This is a genomic window from Actimicrobium sp. CCI2.3, from assembly GCF_035019065.1.
In the GTDB taxonomy this organism is placed as follows: Bacteria; Pseudomonadota; Gammaproteobacteria; order Burkholderiales; family Burkholderiaceae_D; genus Actimicrobium.
Genome location: NZ_JASJWR010000002.1, coordinates 113764 through 134730 on the forward strand (window position 1 = coordinate 113764; position 20967 = coordinate 134730).

The window sequence follows — 20967 nt, forward strand, 5'->3', positions numbered from 1 at the left end:
CAGTTAAATTGGCTATACTCCGAATCCATTCGCGACCGTCGTGCAGGAATCTGGCTGACGCAACGACTATTTACTTTTTGCCCATGATCATGTCCAAACAACCGAGTCAGAAACCCGCTCCCAAACCGCGTCCGCGCCCAGCCCTGACTCATCAGGTTCGTATCATTGGCGGCGACTGGAAACGCACCCCGCTGCCTGTGGTGGAGGCCGCCGGCTTGCGCCCGACGCCGGATCGAGTACGTGAAACCGTGTTTAACTGGCTCACGCACCTGCTTGACGGTCAGTGGTTCGGCGTTGCCTGTCTCGACCTGTTTGCAGGTACCGGCGCACTGGGACTGGAAGCGGCGAGTCGTGGTGCTGCGCGGGTGATGCTGGTCGAAGAAAGCCAGGCCGTGGTGCGCCAGCTCGAAGCGACGCGAGACAAGTTGAGTGCCAGCCAGGTCAGTATCCTGCGTGGCGATGCCCGCACCGTGGCGCAAGGGCTGCAGCGACGTCTGACGGGTCCCGCTGACCGTTATCAACTGATTTTTCTGGATCCGCCATTCCATGCCGATTTGCTGCCGGCGATGTTTCCGCTATGCGCCGACTTGCTGGCCGCAGGCGGCTACATTTATGTTGAAACCGAAAAGCCAATTGATAGCGCGACAATGCCGGAATGGTTGCGCGGCTGGGAAGTTGTTCGTGCGGATCAAGCTGGAGTGGTGTTCTTCCATTTGTTGCAACGCCAGAATTTGCACGTAATTGAGGCATAATGCGGGTTCGAAAATAGTGACACTCCAGGGAGCAAAGATGGTCACAGCAATTTATCCAGGTACATTCGATCCACTTACACGAGGTCATGAAGATCTGGTGCGTCGTGCGTCGGGCCTGTTCGGCAAGCTCATTGTCGGCGTCGCCGACAGCAAGAACAAAAGGCCGTTCTTCGATCTTGAAGAGCGACTCACTATCGCCAATGAAGTGCTGGGGCATTATCCGAACGTGGTGGTCGAAAGTTTTTCCGGCCTCCTCAAGGATTTCGTGCGCCGACACGATGCCCGCGTCATTGTGCGTGGTCTGCGTGCGGTATCGGATTTTGAATACGAGTTTCAGATGGCCGGCATGAATCGGTATTTGCTGCCGGAAGTCGAGACGCTTTTCCTGACGCCATCCGATCAGTATCAATTCATTTCTGGCACCATCGTGCGAGAGATCGCCTTGCTCGGCGGCGATGTGTCAAAGTTTGTCTTTCCTTCGGTCGAAAAATGGCTCAAGGAAAAAATCGCTGCTGGTCAGGAGTAACCCAAAGCCATGGCACTTCTGATCACCGACGAATGCATTAATTGCGACGTGTGCGAGCCGGAGTGTCCCAACGACGCCATTTTCCTTGGCCCGGAAATTTATCAGATCGATCCGGGCAAATGCACCGAATGCGTTGGGCATTTCAATGAGCCGCAATGTCAGCAGGTGTGTCCGGTCAGCTGTATTCCGTTTGATCCGGCCTGGCGCGAGAGCAAGGACGAACTATTGCTCAAGTTCGATCGTCTTCAGAGCAAGAAAAGCAGCGTCTAGACAAGCGCTACGGCGCGCCGACTACCCGGTTACGACCACTCTCCTTGGCGCGATACAGTGCTTCATCGGCTCGGGACACAATTTGTTGTGCCGTCTTTTCGATCTGGTGAACACGATCAGCAGCAACCAGTTCGGTCACTCCTATCGAGACGGTCACGGCCAGCGGCGTGCCATCCGATAACACGATAGGCTGGCTTGCGATGCTGGCACGGATGCGCTCGGCCACCACCAGCGCGTGAGACAGGCCAGCATCGATTAGCAAGACCACGAATTCCTCCCCGCCAAACCGTCCCAGCGCGTCGCTGAGTCTCAATTCTGCCTTGATCAGCAAGGCAACCTGCTGCAGCACTTCATCGCCACCCTGATGGCCCGCACTGTCATTAATTTTCTTGAAGTGGTCGATGTCGATATACATGCAGGACAACGGACATTCCTGACGCCGGGTGCGGCCGATCTCTTCCTGCAAGCGTCGTTCCAGATAGCGACGGTTATTCACGCCAGTCAGCGAATCGGTCAGGCCGATGCGTTTGAGACGCTCATTGTTAATGACGTTTTCAAGGCAGATCGCAATGATGGAGCCGAGGTGTTCAATGAAGTCGCTCGCCATGCCACTGGCGAAGCGTCCTTCATGCAGGCTGCCAAGACTGAGGCAGCCAATCAGGCATCCTCGACGTAGTAGCGGCACTACCGCAACGCTGGCGGGTGTCAGGACTTGCTTCGGGAAAATGACGCCATGTCGTGCTGAACTGAAGCGGCCCAGTACCGGATGCGATATTTTCGCCAGTGTTAGCCCGAGTTCGGCTTCACGGTCAATGAACAGCAGATTCGGGAACTCCGCCTGGTCCAGCGCCAGGTCGACCATGATGCGGCGGATATCGTATTCGGTGTCGATCAGGCACAAGGTCACGACATCAAGTTGGGAGGATTCGGAAAGCGTATCGAAAATACATTCGATGAGTTCGCGCAAACTGTTGGCGGCGATGAACTTCAAATCGATCGCTTGGTGGCGACGCATGATTTGCTGATTGCGCTGGGCCTGCTCCAGTAGCAACACGAGGCGGTCACGCAATTGGATATTTTCAGTGACCAGCTTGTTCGTCATTCGGGCAGTTTCCGATCATGTATGAGAAGAATAATTCTACCAATAGTACCTTTATGTTATCAGGCAATGACGATCATCTCGCCTGCAAACATTGAGAATCCCCGCAGTAACTGAAGGTAATGGCGGTGATGCGGTGCTGTGCTTAGATTTCGCGTGGCTGTACAGATTGTTTGGCAGGCAGCGCGCCGGATAAATGCATGCCGTATTCGAATGTCATTAACGACCTCTCAGCGAGAGCGATGGCGTGCCTCTGGCAGAAAAATCTTCCAGGCATCCGGCCATAAAAAAATCCCGCGCAATGGCGGGATCAGCTGATGTCGATGCAAGGGTGGTCTCTAAACGTTGAACAGGAAGTTCAGTACGTCGCCGTCCTTGACGACGTATTCCTTGCCTTCGGCGCGCATCTTGCCTGCATCTTTGGCACCTGCTTCGCCCTTGAAGGTGATGAAATCGTCATAGGCAATGGTCTGCGCGCGAATGAAGCCACGCTCGAAGTCGGTATGAATCACACCGGCCGCCTGGGGGGCGGTGTCGCCGACGTGGATGGTCCAGGCACGGACTTCCTTGACGCCTGCCGTGAAGTAGGTTTGCAGTCCGAGCAAGGTGTAGGCAGAGCGGATCAGGCGATCCAGACCCGGCTCCGTCATGCCCATGTCGGCCAGGAACTCGGCCTTGTCGGCATCTTCGAGGTCCGAGATTTCGGATTCGATGGCTGCGCAAATGGCGACCACCGGCGCGTTCTGCTTTTTCGCATACTCGGTCAGCTGGTCCAGCAGCGGATTATTCGTGAAGCCGGTGTCCGAGACATTGCCAACATACATTGCAGGTTTGGCGGTAATCAGGCACAGCGGCTTGATCAGTGCCATTTCTTCGGCATCGAGTCCCATTGCCCGCACCGGCAGCGCCAAATCAAGTTGCGGCATGATGCGTTCGAGAATAGTCACCAGCTTGGCGGCGTCTTTGTCGCCGGAGCGGGCTTTCTTGCTTTCGCGATGAATGGCTTTTTCGACTGCAGCCATATCGGCCAGCGCCAGCTCGGTCTGGATGACTTCGATGTCATCGAGCGGATTAATGCGACCGGCTACGTGGATGACGTTGTCGTCTTCAAAGCAGCGCACCACATTGACGATCGCGTCGGTTTCGCGGATGTGTGCCAGGAACTGGTTGCCTAAACCTTCGCCTTTGGATGCGCCCGCGACCAGGCCGGCGATATCAACGAATTCGACCGTCGTAGGAACAGCACGTTGTGGCTTGACGATTTCTGACAAGGCGTCCATGCGTGGATCTGGTACCTCGACCATTCCGACGTTGGGTTCGATCGTGCAGAACGGATAATTTTCAGCCGGAATGCCGGCCTTGGTCAGCGCATTGAAGAGGGTGGATTTGCCGACGTTCGGGAGGCCGACGATGCCGCATTTGAGGCTCATGATGTGTACTTTGCTGGAAAGAAAATTTAAGGCGCTATTTTACCGTAGCGGCGGGACGGGACCGCGCAAATGCGCAGTGCTGCGCAATCTGGGCGACTGATCGGGAAGGCCCGCAATGGTCGCTATCGTCATTTTGCCGTGTGCAGCAGCATCGTGGCTGCCTCGAACTTGCCGTCGCACAGCATTGGAATCACATCGAGGCTCTTCGCAATTGCTTCATCGAGCAGCGGCTGTTCTTCCTTGCGCGGACGGTGCAGCACGTAATCGGCGACAGGCTGCTGCGAGCCCTGCGTGCGCGGATGGCCGATGCCGATGCGCAGACGCCAGTAGTCTTGTGATCCGAGTGCCGCCGTGATGTCCTTGAGGCCGTTGTGCCCGCCAGACGAGCCGCCCTTCTTGAGACGCGCTATCCCTGGCGACAAGTCCAGTTCGTCATGTACCACCAGCACTTCATCGACGGCAATCTTGTAAAACCTGGCGAGTGCACCGACTGACTGGCCTGAGCGGTTCATGAAGGTCTGCGGTTCGAGCAGCCAGATCTCCTGATTGTTGATGCTTGCCTTCGCAGCGAATGCATTAAAACGTGCTTCTCGTACCAGCTTGCAGCGGGCGATTCCATTGGCAAGGTTATCAATGAGCCAGAAGCCGGCGTTGTGACGGGTTTGTTCGTATTCCGGTCCGGGGTTGCCCAGACCGACAATCAGTCGTATGGCCATGATGGAATTGACTATTCAAAAAGTGATTATCGCGGATTCCGCATGAAAAAAGCCCGTCGCGAAGGACGGGCTTTTCATTGGTTCGGCAATGTGCCGGACCGAACAGCAAATTACTTCTTGTCAGCAGGTGCGTTAGCAGCCTGTGCCGCCAAAGCAGCCGCAGCATCTGCTGCTTCTTCAACGCGACCGGCAGGAACCGATGCAGCAGCGATCGTTGGATTGTCATCGCCACCGTGAATCACTGGGCTCACGCCGTTTGGCAATTTCAGATCTTCGAGGTGAATCGAAGCACCGATCTCCAGCTCGCCCAGGTCGACTGTCAGAAACTCTGGCAGGTCTGCAGGCAAACAGGTGACTTCGAGTTCGCTGATCACGTGGCTGATGATACCGGCCGACATCTTGACCGCTGGCGATGCATCACCATTGATGAAGTGCAAAGGCACCTTGACGTGGATTTTTTGCGAGGCATCGACGCGCTGGAAGTCAGCATGCAAAACGAGTTGTTTGTAGGCGTGGACCTGGAAATCGCGCAACAGGACTTTTTCGACTTTGCCGTCGATTTCAAGGTCGAGAATCGACGAGTGAAATGTCTCTTTTTTCAATGCGTGGTAAAGCGCGTTGTGGTCGAGGCTGATGTTGACGGGAACGCCGCTACCACCGTAGACGATACCTGGGGTCTGGCCTGCAATGCGCTGGCGGCGGCTCGCTCCGGTCCCCAGTGCTGTGCGTGCAAATGCGATAACTTTCATGTGTTGCTCCAAATGTTGCAAGGCAATGCCTTGCGATAAAAATCCCCCGCGACCAGGGGATTCGAAAACGGATACGACTGGCGCATCCGGGGTTTGGTGACTCCGCTTGCGACTGCGGATTTCACCGACCTTCGCATTGCTGCAAAGGGTTCAGCGTTTTGACAATTACTCTGCAAACAGGGACATCACCGAGTCGCCGGTACTGATCCGGCGGAAAGTCTCTGCCAGCAGCGCTGCACAGCTCAACTGGCGTATCTTGCTGCACGCGCGGGCTGCTTCTGACAGGGGGATGGTGTCGACGACCACCAGTTCGTCCAGCGTCGAGGCATTGATACGTTCGATCGCCGGACCAGACAGGACCGGATGAGTACAGTAGGCGATGACTTTTTTGGCACCACGGTCTTTCAGCACTTCTGCGGCCTTGACCAGGGTGCCTGCCGTGTCGACCATGTCATCCATAATCACGCAGTTGCGGCCTTCGACTTCACCGATGATGTTCATCACTTCGGAGACATTGGCCTTCGGACGGCGCTTGTCGATGATGGCCAGATCGCAATTGAGGCGCTTGGCCAATGCACGGGCGCGCACGACGCCGCCGACATCCGGCGAAACGACCAGCAGATCATCGTAGTTCTTGGCAACCAGATCGCTGAGCAGGATCGGCGATGCATAAATATTATCGACCGGAATGTCGAAGAAGCCCTGAATCTGGTCGGCATGCAGATCCATGATCAGCACGCGTTCGACACCGACTTCCTGCAACATGTTGGCCACGACTTTGGCCGAGATGGCGACGCGGGCCGAGCGCGGACGACGGTCCTGGCGAGCGTAACCGAAGTAGGGGATCGCGGCGGTAATGCGGCCTGCGGATGCCCTCTTGAGCGCATCGACCATCAACATCAATTCCATCAAGCTATCGTTGGTCGGCGCGCACGTTGATTGCAGGACGAAAACATCCTTGCCGCGCACATTCTCATTGATCTCGACGACAATTTCACCATCAGAAAACTTGGAAACAACCGCTTTGCCCAGCTCAATACCGAGGTGTTTTGCGACACCAAGCGCCAGATCCGGGTTTGCGTTACCGGTAAAAACCATCAGGTTATCGAGTGCCATGGTGAAGTGTCCTGTAAAGCGGTCGTTGAAAATAAAAATGCCGCCCGGGCCCGACGTTTCAGTCATGCGTTGGCGGCTTGCATTTGTACTTGTTGGTGCTTGCTAGTGCTTGCTCTATTAAATCAATGGCAGGGGAAGAAGGATTCGAACCTTCGAATGCTGGAATCAAAATCCAGTGCCTTAACCGGCTTGGCGATTCCCCTACGCAACTTTACTAATGCCGCTGCATTGTCGCGGTGAACCGCGTCTGATGCAACGTCAAAAAAATCTTCTTGCTTGTCACTGCAAATGCATCAGTGGGTGCTGCTTCAGTGCTTTGGCTACCCACGCCTTCCAGCGGTGCGGCACTTTTTCAAGCATGGCGGCTGCTTCGTCTTGTGTGCTGAAGGTGCGAAATACACAAGCGCCTGAACCCGTCATTCTCGCAGCTTCCGGACCTCCGAGCCATTGTATGGCTTCGGCAACCGGCGGAAATAAATCCATCGCCACAGTTTGCAGATCATTTCTACCGAAGCCAACGAGAGCCCCGGAAAAGTCCAGCATTCTGACGGGTTTAGAATTTCTTGTCAATTCCGAAGATGCAAATATTACGGGGGTTGGTATGGAGACTCCCGGTTCGATAATCAGGAACCAGGATTCCGGGGTATCAAGCCGGACGAGTTGTTCGCCGACCCCTTCGGCAAAGGCGTTGGTACCGAAGAGAAAAAACGGTACATCGGCACCCAATTGCAGGCCCAGCTGCTGCATTTCTGGCCTGGTCATGCCGGTCTGCCACAAATGGTTGAGTGCCATCATCGTCGTGGCCGCGTCGGATGAGCCTCCACCTAGTCCGCCTCCCAAGGGTAATTTTTTTTCGATCGCGATATCGGCACCGTACCGGCTCCCGGTGGCTTCTTGCAGCAGGCGTGCCGCACGTACGATCAGGTCACTATCGTGCGCAATGCCGGCGACCTCTGTCGTGCGCCTGATCACGCCGTCATCGCGCACGTCGAAGTGCAGCAGATCATTGCGATCGATCAGCTGAAAAGCACTTTGCAAAAGGTGATAGCCATCTGCGCGGCGACCTGTCACATGGAGGAAGAGGTTGAGCTTGGCGGGAGCCGGGCAATCCCGCAGCGTACGTAACGGGAGTGACATCAAGCCGGTTTCCAGTTGTCAATGACGATCCGGATTGCGACGTTACCGGCGGCCTGTGTGGTGCGCGCGAGGTCAATGCGCTTCGGATGGGCCGTGCCGGTCGGACCATCCGTGTCCCAACTGCCATATTGCAGCGTCCAGCCATCCCGGGTCAGGATGGGGGTAGTGCTGTCTGGCGAGGCGATTACTTGCTGGCCGTTCGCGTCGGTGGCACGACCTTGAAGCCAGTCGCGCAAACCGGCCACCGGCATCGGCCAGCCAAGCGCTTCTGCTGCCAGCGCATCCGGGTCGGTGGCACGGCGCACCGGCTGTCCGGCTTGCGTCAGGATCGCTTCGCCCGGCGAGATATCGATGGTAGCAAGTGTCTGGCCTAGCGGCGACATTAACGTCACCAGCGTCCGGTTAGCGCTTTGCGACCAACTGAAGCTGCCATGGATGGCTTCTTCGCTGCCATTGCGCTGATAGCGTACCGAGAGTCTCCCACCGAGGTCGATGGTTGCAGTGGGCTCGCTGGTTCGCGTTGATGTCGTCGGTAGTGGTGCCATGTTCGCGCAGCCGGCTAGCAGTGCGCACGACAGCACACCGCAACGCATGATGACGTGGATCAAAGGTCCACCTGGAGGCGCGTGAGCGTATTTTTCAACGAGTCATTCTTTGGGTCTTTAGTGCGGGCATCACGCCAGAATCGCTGTGCATCGGCTTTCTCGCCGCGCACCCACAATACTTCACCGAGATGGACTGCGATTTCGGTGTCCGGGCGCAATGTATAGGCCCGCCGCAGCAGGGTTTCGGCTTCCGCCAGCTTGCCCAGCCGGTACTGGACCCAGCCCATGCTGTCAAGGATGAACGGATCGTTTGGTGCCAGCTTCACGGCCTGCTCGATCAGTTTGAATGCCTCCGGCAGTCGCAGGTTGCGTTCTGCCAGCGAGTAGCCCAGTGCGTTGTAGGCGTGCTGGTTGGTGGGTGCCAGCTTGATGACTTTACGAAGCGCGAGCTCCATTTTGTCGACCTGGTTTGATTTTTCGGCCGCCATCGCGAAGTCGTACAGGATGTCGATGTTCTCGGGGAAGCGCAGTGCACCGGTTTCGAGGACTCGGTAGGCATCCTGCTGCAAGTCCGAATCACGCAGGATTTGCGCATCAGTCTGGATTACCTGCACCTGCTCAAGTTCGCTGGTACCGGGAAACTCGGCAAGCAGTTGGCGCGCACTGGTCAATTCTCCGCGTTCTCCCATGATCTGGGCGCGCTTGATTTGCGCGCCAAAGTAGGCTTCGCCGGGCTCGATGCGGGACAGGTAAGCAAGCGCTGCATTGGTGTCCTTGCGCTCTTCCGCGATCTGCGAAAGCACCAGCAGCGCCTGTGCCGGATCGCGATTTTCGGTCGGGTTTTCGGACAGTACCTTCAGATACGTCGTCAGAAATTGCTCGGCTCTCTTCAAGTTGTTGGTTTGGGTGCCGAGTATGCCGAGTGCAAACAGCGTGGTCAGGTCTTCCGGCTGATCCTTGAGCAGGATTTCAAATTCCTTGCTCGCCTGATCGTAGAGGTTCTGTTCGATCAGCATACGGCCATAGGCAATGCGTATCTCGCGACTGTCCGGATGTGCCGACAGGAAGGACCGCAAAGATTGCGCCGATTCCGCTTTGTCGGGGATGATTTGCGCCAGCGTCAGTGCTGCGATTTCCGAGTCAGGTTTGGCTTTGAGCGCGAGCATGGCCTCGGTGCGGGCACGGACAGGGTCATTGCTGCTGAATGCGGCCTGAGCCAGGGCAATGTGTGCTTCTGCCAGATCCAGGTAGGGCGCGACCAGCTTTTCCATGACCTTGAATGCTTCGTTCTTGTCTTTGGCGCGCAATAGCAGCCGCTGGACCTGCAATATCAAAAGAGGGCGGCTTTGTGGTCGGACATCGCGCAAGCGCAGTGCGAACACTTCCTGAAATTCGCTCAGGTCGTCACCGAGCAGGATCATGCCAACGTAATACTGAGTAGCTTCGTCAGATGTTGGTGCCAGCGTGCGCCAGAACCGGATTGCGACCATCGCTTCCTCTGGCTTCTTGGCTGCAATAGCCATTTCAGCGGCGCGTCGTGCGACGCGGGGATCACGGGTTTGCTGTGCCACCGAAATCATGTTGATGTAAGCCGGCTGCCAATCACCACGCTGGAAAGCGATTTCGGCAGTCAGCAGCTGGTACATCAGTTCTTCGGTCAGCTCGACCGGTGGCAGTCCTTCGTTGGCAACATTTTCAGCATTGCCGGGGACCTCGTCAGGAACAATCGCTGCCTGACTTGTGACGGGCACCTCGACTGTCGCGGTGACAGCCGGACGTGTTGTTCCCGACCGGGTGGCGCAGGCCGATAACAAGAGCGACAAGGTTACAATGGCGAAGGTTGTTTTCAAGGGTTAATCCTGTCTGGCCTAGCAAAATTTCATTCTACGCGTAACCAGTCCAATCCGCGTGCCGCTGCGGGTATGCCGGCAACAGCCTGCACCGCATCAGTTTTTTCCTGCTACCTGGAGTTTCCTCCCGCCATGCCCGAATTGCCCGAAGTAGAAGTGACCCGCATGGGTATCGCTCCCCATCTGGATGGCCGCGTCGTTGCTGCCGTTGTCATGCGCCGCAGCGGATTACGTTGGCCGTTCCCGCCCGATCTGGAAACGACGCTGGTCGGACGCACCGTGCGATCGACCGGGCGGCGTGGCAAATATCTGCTGATCAGCTTCGATCACGGTACGTTGCTGATCCACCTCGGCATGTCCGGTCACTTGCGCATCCTGCCGTTATCGACTCCGGCGGAAAAGCATGATCATTTTGATCTGGTGGTCGGCGATCAACTGATGCGGCTGACCGATCCACGGCGCTTTGGTGCCGTGCTGTGGCATGCCCAGCAGGACGGGCCGCTGGAACAGCATGTCCTGTTGCGCGGGCTGGGCATCGAACCGCTGGGTGCGACGCAGCTCGCGCAAATCCTGTTCCATCAGACGCGCGGCCGTAGCGCAGCGATCAAGCAGGTTTTGCTGGCAGGCGATGTGGTGGTTGGGGTCGGCAATATCTATGCTTCCGAAAGCTTGTTCCGGGCCCGGATTCATCCCAAGACACCCGCTGGTCGCATTGCGCTGGTGCGGTACACCCGTCTGGCCAAGGAGATACAGGACACGTTGTTGGCAGCAATTGCCCAAGGAGGCAGTACTTTGCGTGATTTTGTGGGCGCAAATGGACAGTCGGGCTATTTTCAGCAGTGCTATTTCGTCTATGATCGAGTTGGCGAGCCATGTCGTGTATGCGGAACGGCGGTGCGCCAGATCAAACAGGGGCAGCGTTCAACCTTTTATTGCGTGTATTGCCAAAAATAACAGGCGGGCAGCCAGAGACGACTTTTGTGCAGTTCCGGTCCGTTAGCAATAAAGCACCGTGAGGAAACAGCGTGAGTGATCTTTTTCGAAAATTCGAACAGTACGGTGGCTGGCGGGGCGAAGTTCTGACTGCGTTAGCCGCCTATCGTGATCATGTCGAGGCGGTGCAGTTAATGGACCCGGACAGTCAACAGCGCATCGAGCAAATGGCTGTCCGGCTATCGACTGACAAACTGACCGTCGCATTCGTCGCCGAATTCTCGCGCGGAAAATCCGAGCTGATCAATGCGATTTTCTTCGCTGGTTACGGTCAACGTATCTTGCCTTCGTCTGCTGGCAGAACCACGATGTGTCCGACCGAATTGTTGTACGACGAAACCTTCCCGCCCTCGATCCGGCTCTTGCCGATTGAAACCCGAGCCCACGGGAAATCGACTGCCGATCTAAAGTCAGAGCAACAAGTCTGGACCGTGTTGCCTCTGAACTTGTCGTCCGGTGATGGGATGCAGGACGCGTTCCGGCAGGTCAGTCTGACCAAGCGCGTGACGGTCGCACAAGCGCACAGCTATGGCCTGTATGACGAAAACGATCCGGACCGCGCGTTGGCAGCCGATGCCGATGGCCTGGTCGAGGTGTCGCGCTGGCGACATGCCATCGTCAATTTCCCACATCCGTTATTGCAGCAAGGTCTGGTCATCATCGATACGCCGGGGCTCAATGCCATTGGTACCGAGCCCGAGCTGACCCTGAACCTGATTCCCAATGCCCATGCAGTCCTGTTCATTCTGGCCGCCGACACAGGTGTGACCAAGAGCGATATCACGATCTGGCGCGACCATATTGGTGCCGGTGCCGGTCGCATGGTCGTACTCAATAAAATCGACAGCATGTGGGACGAGTTGCGTTCAGCCGATGAAGTCGAGCAGCAGATCTGCCAGCAGGTGAGCAGCGCGGCACAATTGCTAGGTTTGCAGGAGAACCAGATATTTCCTGTCTCTGCGCAAAAAGGACTGGTTGGAAAGATCAATCATGACCTTCCTTTACTTATCCGCAGTCGCATGCCAACACTCGAAAATGCGCTGTCGGAGCAGCTGATTCCGGCTCGTCAGCATATTATCCGCAGCCAGCTTGACGGTAACATTGACGAGCTGACTGCGGCCAAGCGGGCCCAGTTGCTGACCCGTACCCGCAATGTTGTCGAGCAGTTGCTCGAACTGAAAAGTCTGCGCGGGAAAAACCAGAACATCATCGATCACATGATGAAGCGCATTGATATCGAGAAACGCGAATTCGATAAAAGCCTCATCAAGCTGCAAGGTACGCGCGCGGTGTTTGCACGGTTGTCGAACGACGTCTTCACCAGCCTTGGCATGGATATCCTGAAGCAGGATATCCGGTTGACGCGACAGGCCATGGAGGGCAGCATTTTTTCTTCTGGATTTCGCGAAGCAGTGCGGCGGTTCTTCGAGCAGGTCCAGAACAACCTGTACTTGTCGTCAATGAAGACGGATGAAATCTCTGCGATGATGACCGTCATGTACCGTAAATTTTCAACCGAGCATGGATTGGCATTGTCCACCCCGATGCCGTTTTCTCTCGACAAATACGTGAAAGAAATCCGCATGATCGAAGTGATCTACCAGCGTCAGTTTGGCACTGCCGCCATTGTGACCACTCGCACGGCCGTTCTGATGCAAAAGTTTTTTGATTCGATTGCCTCGCGTGTCAAGCAAAGTTTTTTGCAGGCCAACCGCGATGTCGACGCTTGGCTCAAAGTCGTCATGGCCCCCCTCGAAGGGCAGATAAGGGAGCACAAGGCGCAGTTGAAACGCCGGCGTCAGTCCATCGAGCGTATTCATCTTGCGACAGATAGTCTGGAAGAAAAAGTGACGGCTTTTGAACAGATGGAAGCGGAATTGTCGACGGACTACGCCCGTTTGATGCTGCTCGAAAGTTCGCTCAGGACGGCGGTTCAGGCTGAGCTGGTTGCGCTCGAAATGGCGTCCTGAGTGCAACCACGAATCAGTCGCACCATTTCCGCTGGCGCTTACGCTGACCCAAGTTTTTCCACTGCAGTCATTGACTGGCAACAAAGCCACGGCCGCCATGCGCTGCCCTGGCAAAACACGCGTGATGCGTATCGCGTCTGGTTGTCCGAGATCATGTTGCAGCAGACCCAAGTCACGGCAGTCATTCCTTATTATCAAAAATTCCTGACGAGTTTTCCGGATGTCGACGCACTGGCCAATGCCAGTTCGGAGCAAGTGATGTCGCACTGGAGCGGTCTTGGGTACTACACGCGGGCCCGCAATCTGCACCAGTGCGCCCGGCGCGTCGTGGCGGAGTATGGCGGAAAATTTCCGAGCGATCCCGAGTTGCTGGCTGATTTGCCCGGTATCGGTCGTTCCACGGCCGCCGCTATTTCGGCATTTTCCTATGGCACGAGGGCAGCGATACTTGACGGTAACGTGAAGCGCGTATTCGCCCGTGTTTTTGGCGTCGATGGTTATCCTGGAAGCAAACCGGTCGAGGACCAGTTATGGCGGCGTGCGGTCGACCTGTTGCCGCTGGACGGGATCGAGCGTTACACGCAGGGCTTGATGGACCTGGGTGCCACACTGTGCACACGTAGTCGGCCCGATTGCTCGCGCTGCCCGCTGGCCGAACGGTGCGTTGCGCTGGCGACCGATCGCGTCGATCTGTTGCCCGTGCGCAAACCAAAGAAAGCTGTACCGCAACGCCAGACGGCGATGCTGGTTGTGGTCGATCAGGGTCACGTGTTGCTGGAACAGCGCCCTGACAGCGGTATCTGGGGTGGTTTGTTGTCACTGCCGGAAGTTGATGCGTTAGCGCCGGCGGACATTGATGACGAGAACGACAGCACGGTTTTCAAGCAACGGCTGGAGCAGGCACTGGCACCATTCGGCGTGCCGGTATCGTGTGCACGGCTGACGCCATTTTCACATGTCTTTACGCATTTTAAGTTGCAGATATCGCCGTACGAAGTACGTCTGTCGCGCCGGCTTGACCGAGTCGGTCAGGATAGCCATGTCTGGTATCCGTTGCAGGGGTTGGCCGACGCACCTTTGCCGGCACCAGTCAAAAAGTTATTGCTGGCACTGTTTCGGGATGAAGACTTGTTTGCGTCGGCGCGCACAGCCCGGTAGTCGTCGATCCACTGACGACGTAAGTCAACTCAACCTTGCAGGATCTGTTGTTGTTCGAGGCAAGAATGAATCAGCGTCAGCCGCATCGCCGGGTCATCCAATTCCAGCAAGTCCTGTTTGGTTTTCAGGGTCAAGGGCAGGATTTCACTCCAGCGGTTGGCTACCCAGCCTGCGTCATCGAACCGCAAGGGCAGTGCAAACGGATAATCCTGCGTGTTGTTCCTGCCGATCTGCTGATCAAAATCATCGGTGATGGATTTCAATGCGCTGACGCAATCAGCTTGTTCGGCCGATGGCGTCAGTACAGGATCTGCATCCAGGTAGTCGACACGTGCTTCGAGCCGCTGGTCGGCTAGCAGCCGCGTTTCACGGATGCGGAATCGCAGGCCGCCGCGTGTTCCGATCATCAGCAAACCGCCCGCTTCCATGTCCCAGTGGATGATGGCTGCAGAGCAGCCGACTGTTTCCGGTTGCGCTGCTTGCCCCGTCTCCGTCCCGTCCCGGATCGCCACCACACCGAATGGTTTGTCCAGACGCATGCACTCTCGCACCATGTCAATGTAGCGGGTTTCAAAAATACGCAGAGGAAGGATTCCGTCCGGGAACAACACCGTTTGCAAGGGGAATAACGGCAGCCAGTCGGCGTTGTTTGTTGTGATGTCGTTCGTTGTATCAGTCATGTCATTCCATTTCGCGGTGGCGCACGACCACCCGTTCACTGTTGCGAAAATACGCGGCAAGATGTTCAACAAGGTAGACCGAGCGATGCTGTCCGCCGGTGCAGCCTATGGCGACCGTCAGGTAACTGCGATTATCTGCCTTGAACGACGGAAGCCATTTTTCGACGAAATGGCGGATATCAGCCATCAGGTCGGCTGCATCTGGCTGGGCGTCGAGGAACGCGATCACCGGCTGATCGCGGCCATTGAGCGCACGCAATGCCGCATCGTAGTGCGGGTTGGGTAACATGCGCGCATCGAACACCATGTCGGCATCGAGTGGCACGCCAAATTTGAAAGCAAAGGATTCAAACAGCAGCGTTAGCGGAGTCCCTTCCGTGGCGACCAGCTCCTTGATCCAGCTGCGCAGCTTGTTGGCCGGGAGGCCGGACGTATCGATCACATGACCGATTCCTTCGATCGTGGCCAGCATCTTGCGCTCGCGCAGAATGCACTCTGTCAGGGTGGGGCGCTCCTCCTCAGATTGGTCTGGCAGTCTCCGGTGGGACAGTGGATGACTGCGGCGGGTCTCTGAAAAGCGCGCGATCAGCGATTCGGTCTTGGCACTCAGGAACAGCACCTTGACATCATGTCCTTCATTTTTCAGGCGGGCGATGTCGGCTGGCAGGCCGGCGAGGGAATCGGCACTGCGCGCATCCATCGCCACCGCGAGTGTGTCGCCATGGTCTTGCATGCGTGTGGCCACCAGCGCACGCAGCAGCGTGGGTGGCAGGTTGTCGACACAGAAGTAGCCCGCGTCTTCGAGAGCGTTAAGGCTGACAGACTTGCCGGAGCCGGAGATGCCGGTGATGAGAATAATGCGCATGAGCCTGATCATACCGCACGCAGTGCATCCGGGACACTGGCCGTAGCGTCGCGTTGCAGGGGGTGCTCGGAATCTCCGATAAGTCGGCGCGAACCGGATAAAATGCTGGATTCTGTCCTTTTGTCTGCCCGCGTGAAACTCGGACCCTATCAGCTAGCCAACAATGTTTTTGTCGCCCCGATGGCCGGAGTGACCGATCGCCCGTTCCGGCAACTTTGCAAACAGCTCGGAGCCGGTTATGCGGTCTCCGAGATGGCCGCTTCCAATCCGCGCCTGTGGCAAACCGAAAAGACTTCCCGCAGGATCAATCATGATGGCGAGATGGCACCGCGTGCAGTGCAGATTGCTGGCGCTGATCCGGCCATGCTGGCGGACTGTGCGCGTTTCAATGTCGAGCGTGGCGCGCAGGTTATCGATATCAACATGGGCTGTCCGGTCAAGAAAGTCTGCAATAGCTGGTGCGGTTCGGCGCTGCTGCAAGACGAGCGACTGGTCGGTCAGATACTCGACGCGGTGGTGGCGGCGGTCGATGTGCCGGTGACACTCAAGTTTCGTACTGGCTGGGATCGCCAGCACAAGAATGCACTCAACATTGCGCGACTGGCGCAATCGGCCGGTATCGCGATGCTGACATTGCATGGTCGCACTCGCGCCGATGGCTATAACGGCGCGGCAGAGTACGACACCATTGCCGCAGTCAAGGCCGCCGTCACGATCCCGGTGGTGGCCAACGGCGACATCACCACGCCCGAAAAAGCCCGTCATGTGCTGGCTGTTACTGGCGCCGACGCGGTCATGGTCGGTCGTGCCGCGCAAGGCCGGCCATGGATTTTTCGCGAAATCGTCCATTTTCTGGCGACCGGAACCCATCTGGCAGCGCCGCTGGTCAGTGAAGTGGCCACGCTGATGGACGAGCACCTGCGCGCGCACTACGCGTTTTATGGCGAGTATCTCGGTGTGCGTACCGCGCGCAAGCATATCGGGTGGTACGTCCGTGATCTGGCCGGCGGCGAAGATTTTCGCCAGAGCATGAACCTGCTGGAGGACTGCGAACAGCAACTGACAGCGGTAAACGATTTTTTTGAATCGCAAATTCGCTTCGGTGAGCGGTTACAATACATTCCTTTGTTGCAAAAGTTGGCCGCGTAGCGGCACCCACTCCAAGAACAAACAAGCGCCGCAACAAGCGCATTAACCAGGTCATCCACTGCACAGCATGAGTAAAGAAAGCATCCAGGAAGTTGTCAAAAAAAGCTTGGAAAAATATTTCCGGGACCTGGGCGAACAGCAGCCTTCCAACATTTACGAGATGGTCGTCGTGACCGTTGAAAAGCCGATCCTCGAAGTCGTGATGGCGCGTGCAGATGGCAATCAGTCGCTGGCTGCAGAAATGCTTGGGATTAACCGCAACACCTTGCGCAAGAAATTGCAACTGCACAGCCTGTTGTAGTGCAGCGCATCACAGTAACGCCGGTACGCGCTATTCGCGCACCGATGACCTTTACCGAACTCCTTCATTTTTCCGACACTGCCCATCATGATCAAACAAGCTCTGATTTCCGTTTCCGACAAGACCGGACTCCTCGAATTCGCCCGCGCGCTGTCCGCGCTGGGGGTGAACCTGCTGTCGACTGGCGGCACCGCCAAACTGCTCGCCGAGAATGGCCTGAAAGTCACCGAAGTGGCCGACTACACCGGCTTTCCGGAAATGCTGGATGGCCGGGTCAAGACGCTGCATCCGAAAGTGCACGGCGGCATTCTGGCGCGACGTGACTTTCCCGAGCATCGCGCAGCACTGGCCGAGCACGACATTCCGGTCATCGACATGGTGGTGGTCAACCTCTATCCATTCCAGCAAACCGTCGCCAAGCTCGAGTGCACACTCGAAGACGCGATCGAGAACATCGATATCGGCGGTCCGGCGATGCTGCGCTCGGCGGCCAAGAACCACAAGGACGTCGTCGTGATCTGCGAGTCGCAAGACTATGCAAAGGTGCTAGCCGAACTGCAATCAGGCGATGGCGAAGTCAGCTATGAAACCAAGTTTGCACTGGCCAAGAAAGTCTTTGCCCACACCGCGCAATACGATGGCTCGATCACCAACTACTTTACGTCGCTGGGCACCGACAAGGCCCATGCCACCCGCAGTGCATTCCCTTCCACGCTCAACCTGCACTTTGAAAAAGTACAAGAGATGCGCTATGGAGAAAATCCGCATCAGGCCGCCGCGTTTTATCGCGACACCCGACCAGTTGAAGGTGCGCTGGCCAATTACACCCAGCTCCAAGGCAAGGAACTGTCGTACAACAATATTGCCGATGCGGACGCCGCATGGGAATGCGTGAAGACTTTCTCCGAGACCGCCTGCGTCATCATCAAGCACGCCAATCCGTGCGGTGTTGGTACCGGTAGCAGCCCGCTAGAAGCGTATAGCAAGGCGTTGCAAACCGATCCGACCTCTGCATTCGGCGGCATCATCGCATTCAATTATCCGGTCGATGGCAATGCGGCGGAAGCGGTCGCCAGGCAATTTGTCGAAGTCGTCATTGCGCCTTCGTTCAGTGATCAGGCCAGGCAGATTTTTTCCGCCAAGCAGAATGTGCGCTTGCTGGAAATCCCGTTTGGCGCGGGCAGCAATGCGCATGACTTCAAGCGCGTCGGTGGTGGTTTGCTGGTGCAGTCGCCGGATGTGCGCAATCTGGAACAGTCCGAAATCCGCATCGTCAGCAAGCAGCAACCGACACCGCAGCAATTGCAGGACCTGATGTTTGCATGGCGCGTCGCCAAGTTCGTCAAGTCTAACGCGATCGTATTCTGCGGCAATGGCATGACGCTTGGCGTCGGTGCGGGCCAGATGAGCCGCGTCGATTCGGCCCGTATTGCCTCGATCAAGGCACAACACGCCGGTCTGTCGCTGGTCGGCTCTGCCGTGGCATCGGATGCCTTTTTCCCGTTCCGTGACGGCCTCGATGTCGTCGTTGCAGCCGGCGCGACCAGTGTGATCCAGCCGGGTGGTTCGATGCGCGATCAGGAAGTCATTGATGCCGCTGACGAGCAGGGTGTCGTAATGCTGCTGACCGGCCTACGTCATTTCCGTCATTGATCGCATTGCACGACCTGCGACCGTGAGAATACTTGGCATCGATCCGGGGCTGCGCATCACCGGCTTCGGTGTCATCGAAAAGCACGGTCACAAGCTGACCTACATTGCCTCCGGCACCATCAAGACCCTCGACATCGATTTGCCAGCCCGGCTAAAAACCATCCTGGCCGGTGTCACCGAAGTCGTCGCGACGTATCGCCCGGATTGTTCGGCGATCGAAAAAGTCTTCGTCAACGTCAATCCCCAGTCCACGCTGTTGCTCGGCCAGGCCCGCGGCGCAGCGATTTGCGCGCTGGTCAGCGCTGATTTGCTGGTGGCCGAATACACCGCGCTGCAAGTCAAGCAAGCGGTGGTCGGCCAGGGCAAAGCGCAAAAAGAACAAGTGCAGGACATGGTCCAGCGACTGCTGATGTTGTCAGGCAAGCCGACCGCGGATGCGGCCGATGCGCTCGGCGTGGCGATTTGCCATGCGCACAATAGCGATGTGCTGGCGATTCTGGGCGGGCTGGCACCCGGACTGGCGAAGAAGGGTTTGCGGGTGCGCAAGGGACGATTGGTCGGGTGACCTGCGCGATGCAATGACCCGCAACGCATTGGTGATGCTGGCGTAGGGTGCAATAACCGAAGGGCATTGCACCGCGCGCCTCACCGTGACGCCGATGAAGATTGAGCATGAAATGAACGGTACCGGATGTCTTGGCAAATGCGTCGCTTCATTTGGTCGTTGGTGCAATGCCCTGCGGTTATTGCACCCTCCGCGACTAATAACCCGCGGGATGCGTTTTCAGCCAGTCTTGCAATGCCAAATCGATGCGGGTTTGCCAGCCATCACCGGCAGCCCGGAATGCCTGTAGCACGTCGGGCGAGAGCCGGATCGTCGTGGATATTTTTGGTGGCGATTTTTGCGGGCCGCGCAGGCGCATCCCGAGTTTCGTTTGCAAGGCTGATGGAAGTACCTGCTGCGCTGGTTTGAATTGCCGAAAATCATCGCTAGTCAACTCTCGTACTTCGCCGTCCTTGTCAGTCAGTGGTGGTCGCTTTTTCATAGTTACGGATCTCCCGGAGGTTTGCCTTGCGAAAGCTGATGACGCGTATGCCGTCACCAGCGGGTGTAAAACACAGTACATGCAACCGCCCATCGAGCAATCCTGTCGCCACGATGCGCACTTCGGGGTACGGGTTGCGGATATCTTGCTGCACTAGCGCGGTATTAAAATCGAAGTCGGCGACGCGCTGGAATGACAGGTTCCGCTCGCGGATATTCCGCTCGTTCTTGTTGGCATCGAATTCAATATGCATAGTCAGATTGTAGTAACAAAAATCGCTACACTCAAGGAGCAAAGTGTCAAGTTGCTTGTAATGCCAAACCCATAGCAGCCTCTGCACCCTGTATCATCTTGCCGTCCCCACTTATCTCCCAACTCCCCCCATGATCGGTCGCCTCTCCGGAACACTCCTCGAAAAGAACCCGCCGCAATTGCTGGTTGATTGCCACGGCGTCGGCTATGAAGTCGGTGTCTCGATGAGTACCTTTTACAACTTGCCTGCACTGGGCGAAAAAATCGTCTTGCTGACCCAGCAGATCGTGCGCGAGGATGCGCACCTGCTGTTCGGATTCGGCACCGCTGAAGAGCGCAACGTGTTTCGCCAATTGATCAAGATTGCCGGCGTCGGGCCGCGCATGGCACTGGCCATCCTGTCCGGCATGTCGGTCGCCGAACTGGCGCAGGCAATCACGTTGCAAGAGACCGGCCGCCTGACCAAGGTGCCCGGTGTCGGCAAGAAAACTGCCGAGCGATTGCTGCTTGAACTCAAGGGCAAGCTGGGTGCCGATCTCGGTATTGTCGGTGGTGTCGCACTGCCGGACGGCAGTGGCGACATTCTCAATGCGCTGCTGGCACTCGGATATTCCGACAAGGAAGCAATGCTGGCGATGAAGCAGGTACCGGCCGGTAGCGGTGTTTCCGATGGCATCAAGCTGGCGCTCAAGGCGCTGTCCAAGGGGTAA

The 20967-nt window shown here is 56.9% G+C and carries 23 protein-coding genes and 1 tRNA gene; 11 read left to right on the top strand and 13 right to left on the bottom strand.

Annotated elements, in window-relative coordinates:
* Positions 1 to 89: 89 nt before the first annotated feature.
* The 3 genes from rsmD to QN370_RS01845 are packed head-to-tail and all read left to right on the top strand — an operon-like array spanning position 90 to position 1548.
* The gene (gene rsmD, locus QN370_RS01835; RefSeq protein WP_322128896.1) at positions 90 to 752 is read left to right on the top strand and encodes a 16S rRNA (guanine(966)-N(2))-methyltransferase RsmD; all 663 of its coding nucleotides are present in this window, start codon (positions 90 to 92) and stop codon (positions 750 to 752) included.
* A gap of 37 nt (positions 753 to 789) precedes the next feature.
* On the top strand, positions 790 to 1278 hold the full coding sequence (gene coaD, locus QN370_RS01840) for a pantetheine-phosphate adenylyltransferase (protein ID WP_322128895.1): 489 nt from the start codon (positions 790 to 792) through the stop codon (positions 1276 to 1278).
* A gap of 9 nt (positions 1279 to 1287) precedes the next feature.
* Complete coding sequence (locus QN370_RS01845; protein ID WP_322128894.1) at positions 1288 to 1548, top strand: YfhL family 4Fe-4S dicluster ferredoxin; 261 nt, start codon at positions 1288 to 1290, stop codon at positions 1546 to 1548.
* Positions 1549 to 1555: 7 nt separating this feature from the next.
* Here QN370_RS01845 and QN370_RS01850 read toward each other — a convergent pair whose 3' ends face one another.
* From QN370_RS01850 to QN370_RS01890, 9 genes are all read right to left on the bottom strand, one after another.
* Positions 1556 to 2650, bottom strand: a complete 1095-nt coding sequence (locus QN370_RS01850; RefSeq protein WP_322128893.1) for a sensor domain-containing diguanylate cyclase — start codon at positions 2648 to 2650, stop codon at positions 1556 to 1558.
* Between the two features lie 335 nt (positions 2651 to 2985).
* Positions 2986 to 4077 carry a redox-regulated ATPase YchF gene (gene ychF / locus QN370_RS01855; RefSeq protein ID WP_322128892.1) on the bottom strand — a complete coding sequence of 364 codons (1092 nt, stop codon included), beginning with the start codon at positions 4075 to 4077 and terminating at the stop codon, positions 2986 to 2988.
* Positions 4078 to 4205: 128 nt separating this feature from the next.
* The gene (pth, locus tag QN370_RS01860) at positions 4206 to 4793 is read right to left on the bottom strand and encodes an aminoacyl-tRNA hydrolase (protein ID WP_322128891.1); all 588 of its coding nucleotides are present in this window, start codon (positions 4791 to 4793) and stop codon (positions 4206 to 4208) included.
* A gap of 110 nt (positions 4794 to 4903) precedes the next feature.
* The gene (locus QN370_RS01865) at positions 4904 to 5542 is read right to left on the bottom strand and encodes a 50S ribosomal protein L25/general stress protein Ctc (protein WP_322128890.1); all 639 of its coding nucleotides are present in this window, start codon (positions 5540 to 5542) and stop codon (positions 4904 to 4906) included.
* A gap of 165 nt (positions 5543 to 5707) precedes the next feature.
* Entirely contained in the window at positions 5708 to 6658 is a 951-nt protein-coding gene (locus tag QN370_RS01870) for a ribose-phosphate pyrophosphokinase (protein ID WP_322129203.1), read from the bottom strand.
* Between the two features lie 126 nt (positions 6659 to 6784).
* Positions 6785 to 6861 (bottom strand) — tRNA-Gln (locus QN370_RS01875).
* A 76-nt stretch (positions 6862 to 6937) separates the two neighbouring features.
* Positions 6938 to 7795: a 4-(cytidine 5'-diphospho)-2-C-methyl-D-erythritol kinase gene (gene ispE, locus QN370_RS01880; protein WP_322128889.1), complete on the bottom strand. Its 858-nt coding sequence runs from the start codon at positions 7793 to 7795 to the stop codon at positions 6938 to 6940.
* Positions 7795 to 8403: a lipoprotein insertase outer membrane protein LolB gene (lolB, locus tag QN370_RS01885; protein WP_322128888.1), complete on the bottom strand. Its 609-nt coding sequence runs from the start codon at positions 8401 to 8403 to the stop codon at positions 7795 to 7797. Before lolB ends, ispE begins: the two co-directional genes overlap by 1 nt.
* Complete coding sequence (locus QN370_RS01890; RefSeq protein ID WP_322128887.1) at positions 8400 to 10190, bottom strand: tetratricopeptide repeat protein; 1791 nt, start codon at positions 10188 to 10190, stop codon at positions 8400 to 8402. Before QN370_RS01890 ends, lolB begins: the two co-directional genes overlap by 4 nt.
* Positions 10191 to 10322: 132 nt before the next feature.
* Between QN370_RS01890 and mutM the strand changes: the two genes are divergently transcribed.
* The 3 genes from mutM (at position 10323) to mutY (ending at position 14311) form a co-directional block, all read left to right on the top strand.
* On the top strand, positions 10323 to 11144 hold the full coding sequence (mutM, locus tag QN370_RS01895; RefSeq protein WP_322128886.1) for a bifunctional DNA-formamidopyrimidine glycosylase/DNA-(apurinic or apyrimidinic site) lyase: 822 nt from the start codon (positions 10323 to 10325) through the stop codon (positions 11142 to 11144).
* Between the two features lie 71 nt (positions 11145 to 11215).
* Entirely contained in the window at positions 11216 to 13153 is a 1938-nt protein-coding gene (locus QN370_RS01900; protein WP_322128885.1) for a dynamin family protein, read from the top strand.
* Complete coding sequence (gene mutY / locus QN370_RS01905; RefSeq protein WP_322128884.1) at positions 13154 to 14311, top strand: A/G-specific adenine glycosylase; 1158 nt, start codon at positions 13154 to 13156, stop codon at positions 14309 to 14311. It begins immediately after the preceding gene.
* A gap of 29 nt (positions 14312 to 14340) precedes the next feature.
* On the opposite strand, the gene QN370_RS01910 is transcribed toward mutY, so the two are convergent.
* Together QN370_RS01910 and rapZ are read right to left on the bottom strand one after the other, a co-directional pair.
* Positions 14341 to 14991 carry an LON peptidase substrate-binding domain-containing protein gene (locus QN370_RS01910; protein WP_322128883.1) on the bottom strand — a complete coding sequence of 217 codons (651 nt, stop codon included), beginning with the start codon at positions 14989 to 14991 and terminating at the stop codon, positions 14341 to 14343.
* Position 14992: 1 nt separating this feature from the next.
* The gene (gene rapZ, locus QN370_RS01915; protein ID WP_322128882.1) at positions 14993 to 15856 is read right to left on the bottom strand and encodes an RNase adapter RapZ; all 864 of its coding nucleotides are present in this window, start codon (positions 15854 to 15856) and stop codon (positions 14993 to 14995) included.
* Between the two features lie 132 nt (positions 15857 to 15988).
* On the opposite strand from rapZ, the gene dusB reads away from it, so the two are divergent.
* The 4 genes from dusB (at position 15989) to ruvC (ending at position 19524) form a co-directional block, all read left to right on the top strand.
* On the top strand, positions 15989 to 17005 hold the full coding sequence (gene dusB, locus QN370_RS01920; protein ID WP_322129202.1) for a tRNA dihydrouridine synthase DusB: 1017 nt from the start codon (positions 15989 to 15991) through the stop codon (positions 17003 to 17005).
* Between the two features lie 67 nt (positions 17006 to 17072).
* Entirely contained in the window at positions 17073 to 17306 is a 234-nt protein-coding gene (locus QN370_RS01925; protein ID WP_322128881.1) for a helix-turn-helix domain-containing protein, read from the top strand.
* Positions 17307 to 17393: 87 nt separating this feature from the next.
* On the top strand, positions 17394 to 18959 hold the full coding sequence (gene purH / locus QN370_RS01930; protein ID WP_322128880.1) for a bifunctional phosphoribosylaminoimidazolecarboxamide formyltransferase/IMP cyclohydrolase: 1566 nt from the start codon (positions 17394 to 17396) through the stop codon (positions 18957 to 18959).
* Positions 18960 to 18981: 22 nt separating this feature from the next.
* Positions 18982 to 19524: a crossover junction endodeoxyribonuclease RuvC gene (ruvC, locus tag QN370_RS01935; protein WP_322128879.1), complete on the top strand. Its 543-nt coding sequence runs from the start codon at positions 18982 to 18984 to the stop codon at positions 19522 to 19524.
* A gap of 196 nt (positions 19525 to 19720) precedes the next feature.
* Here ruvC and QN370_RS01940 read toward each other — a convergent pair whose 3' ends face one another.
* Together QN370_RS01940 and QN370_RS01945 are read right to left on the bottom strand one after the other, a co-directional pair.
* Positions 19721 to 20005: a BrnA antitoxin family protein gene (locus QN370_RS01940; RefSeq protein ID WP_322128878.1), complete on the bottom strand. Its 285-nt coding sequence runs from the start codon at positions 20003 to 20005 to the stop codon at positions 19721 to 19723.
* Entirely contained in the window at positions 19980 to 20258 is a 279-nt protein-coding gene (locus QN370_RS01945; protein ID WP_322128877.1) for a BrnT family toxin, read from the bottom strand. The genes QN370_RS01940 and QN370_RS01945 overlap by 26 nt, the downstream gene beginning before the upstream one ends.
* A gap of 130 nt (positions 20259 to 20388) precedes the next feature.
* Here QN370_RS01945 and ruvA point away from each other — a divergent pair, with 130 nt between their 5' ends.
* Entirely contained in the window at positions 20389 to 20967 is a 579-nt protein-coding gene (gene ruvA / locus QN370_RS01950; RefSeq protein ID WP_009665122.1) for a Holliday junction branch migration protein RuvA, read from the top strand.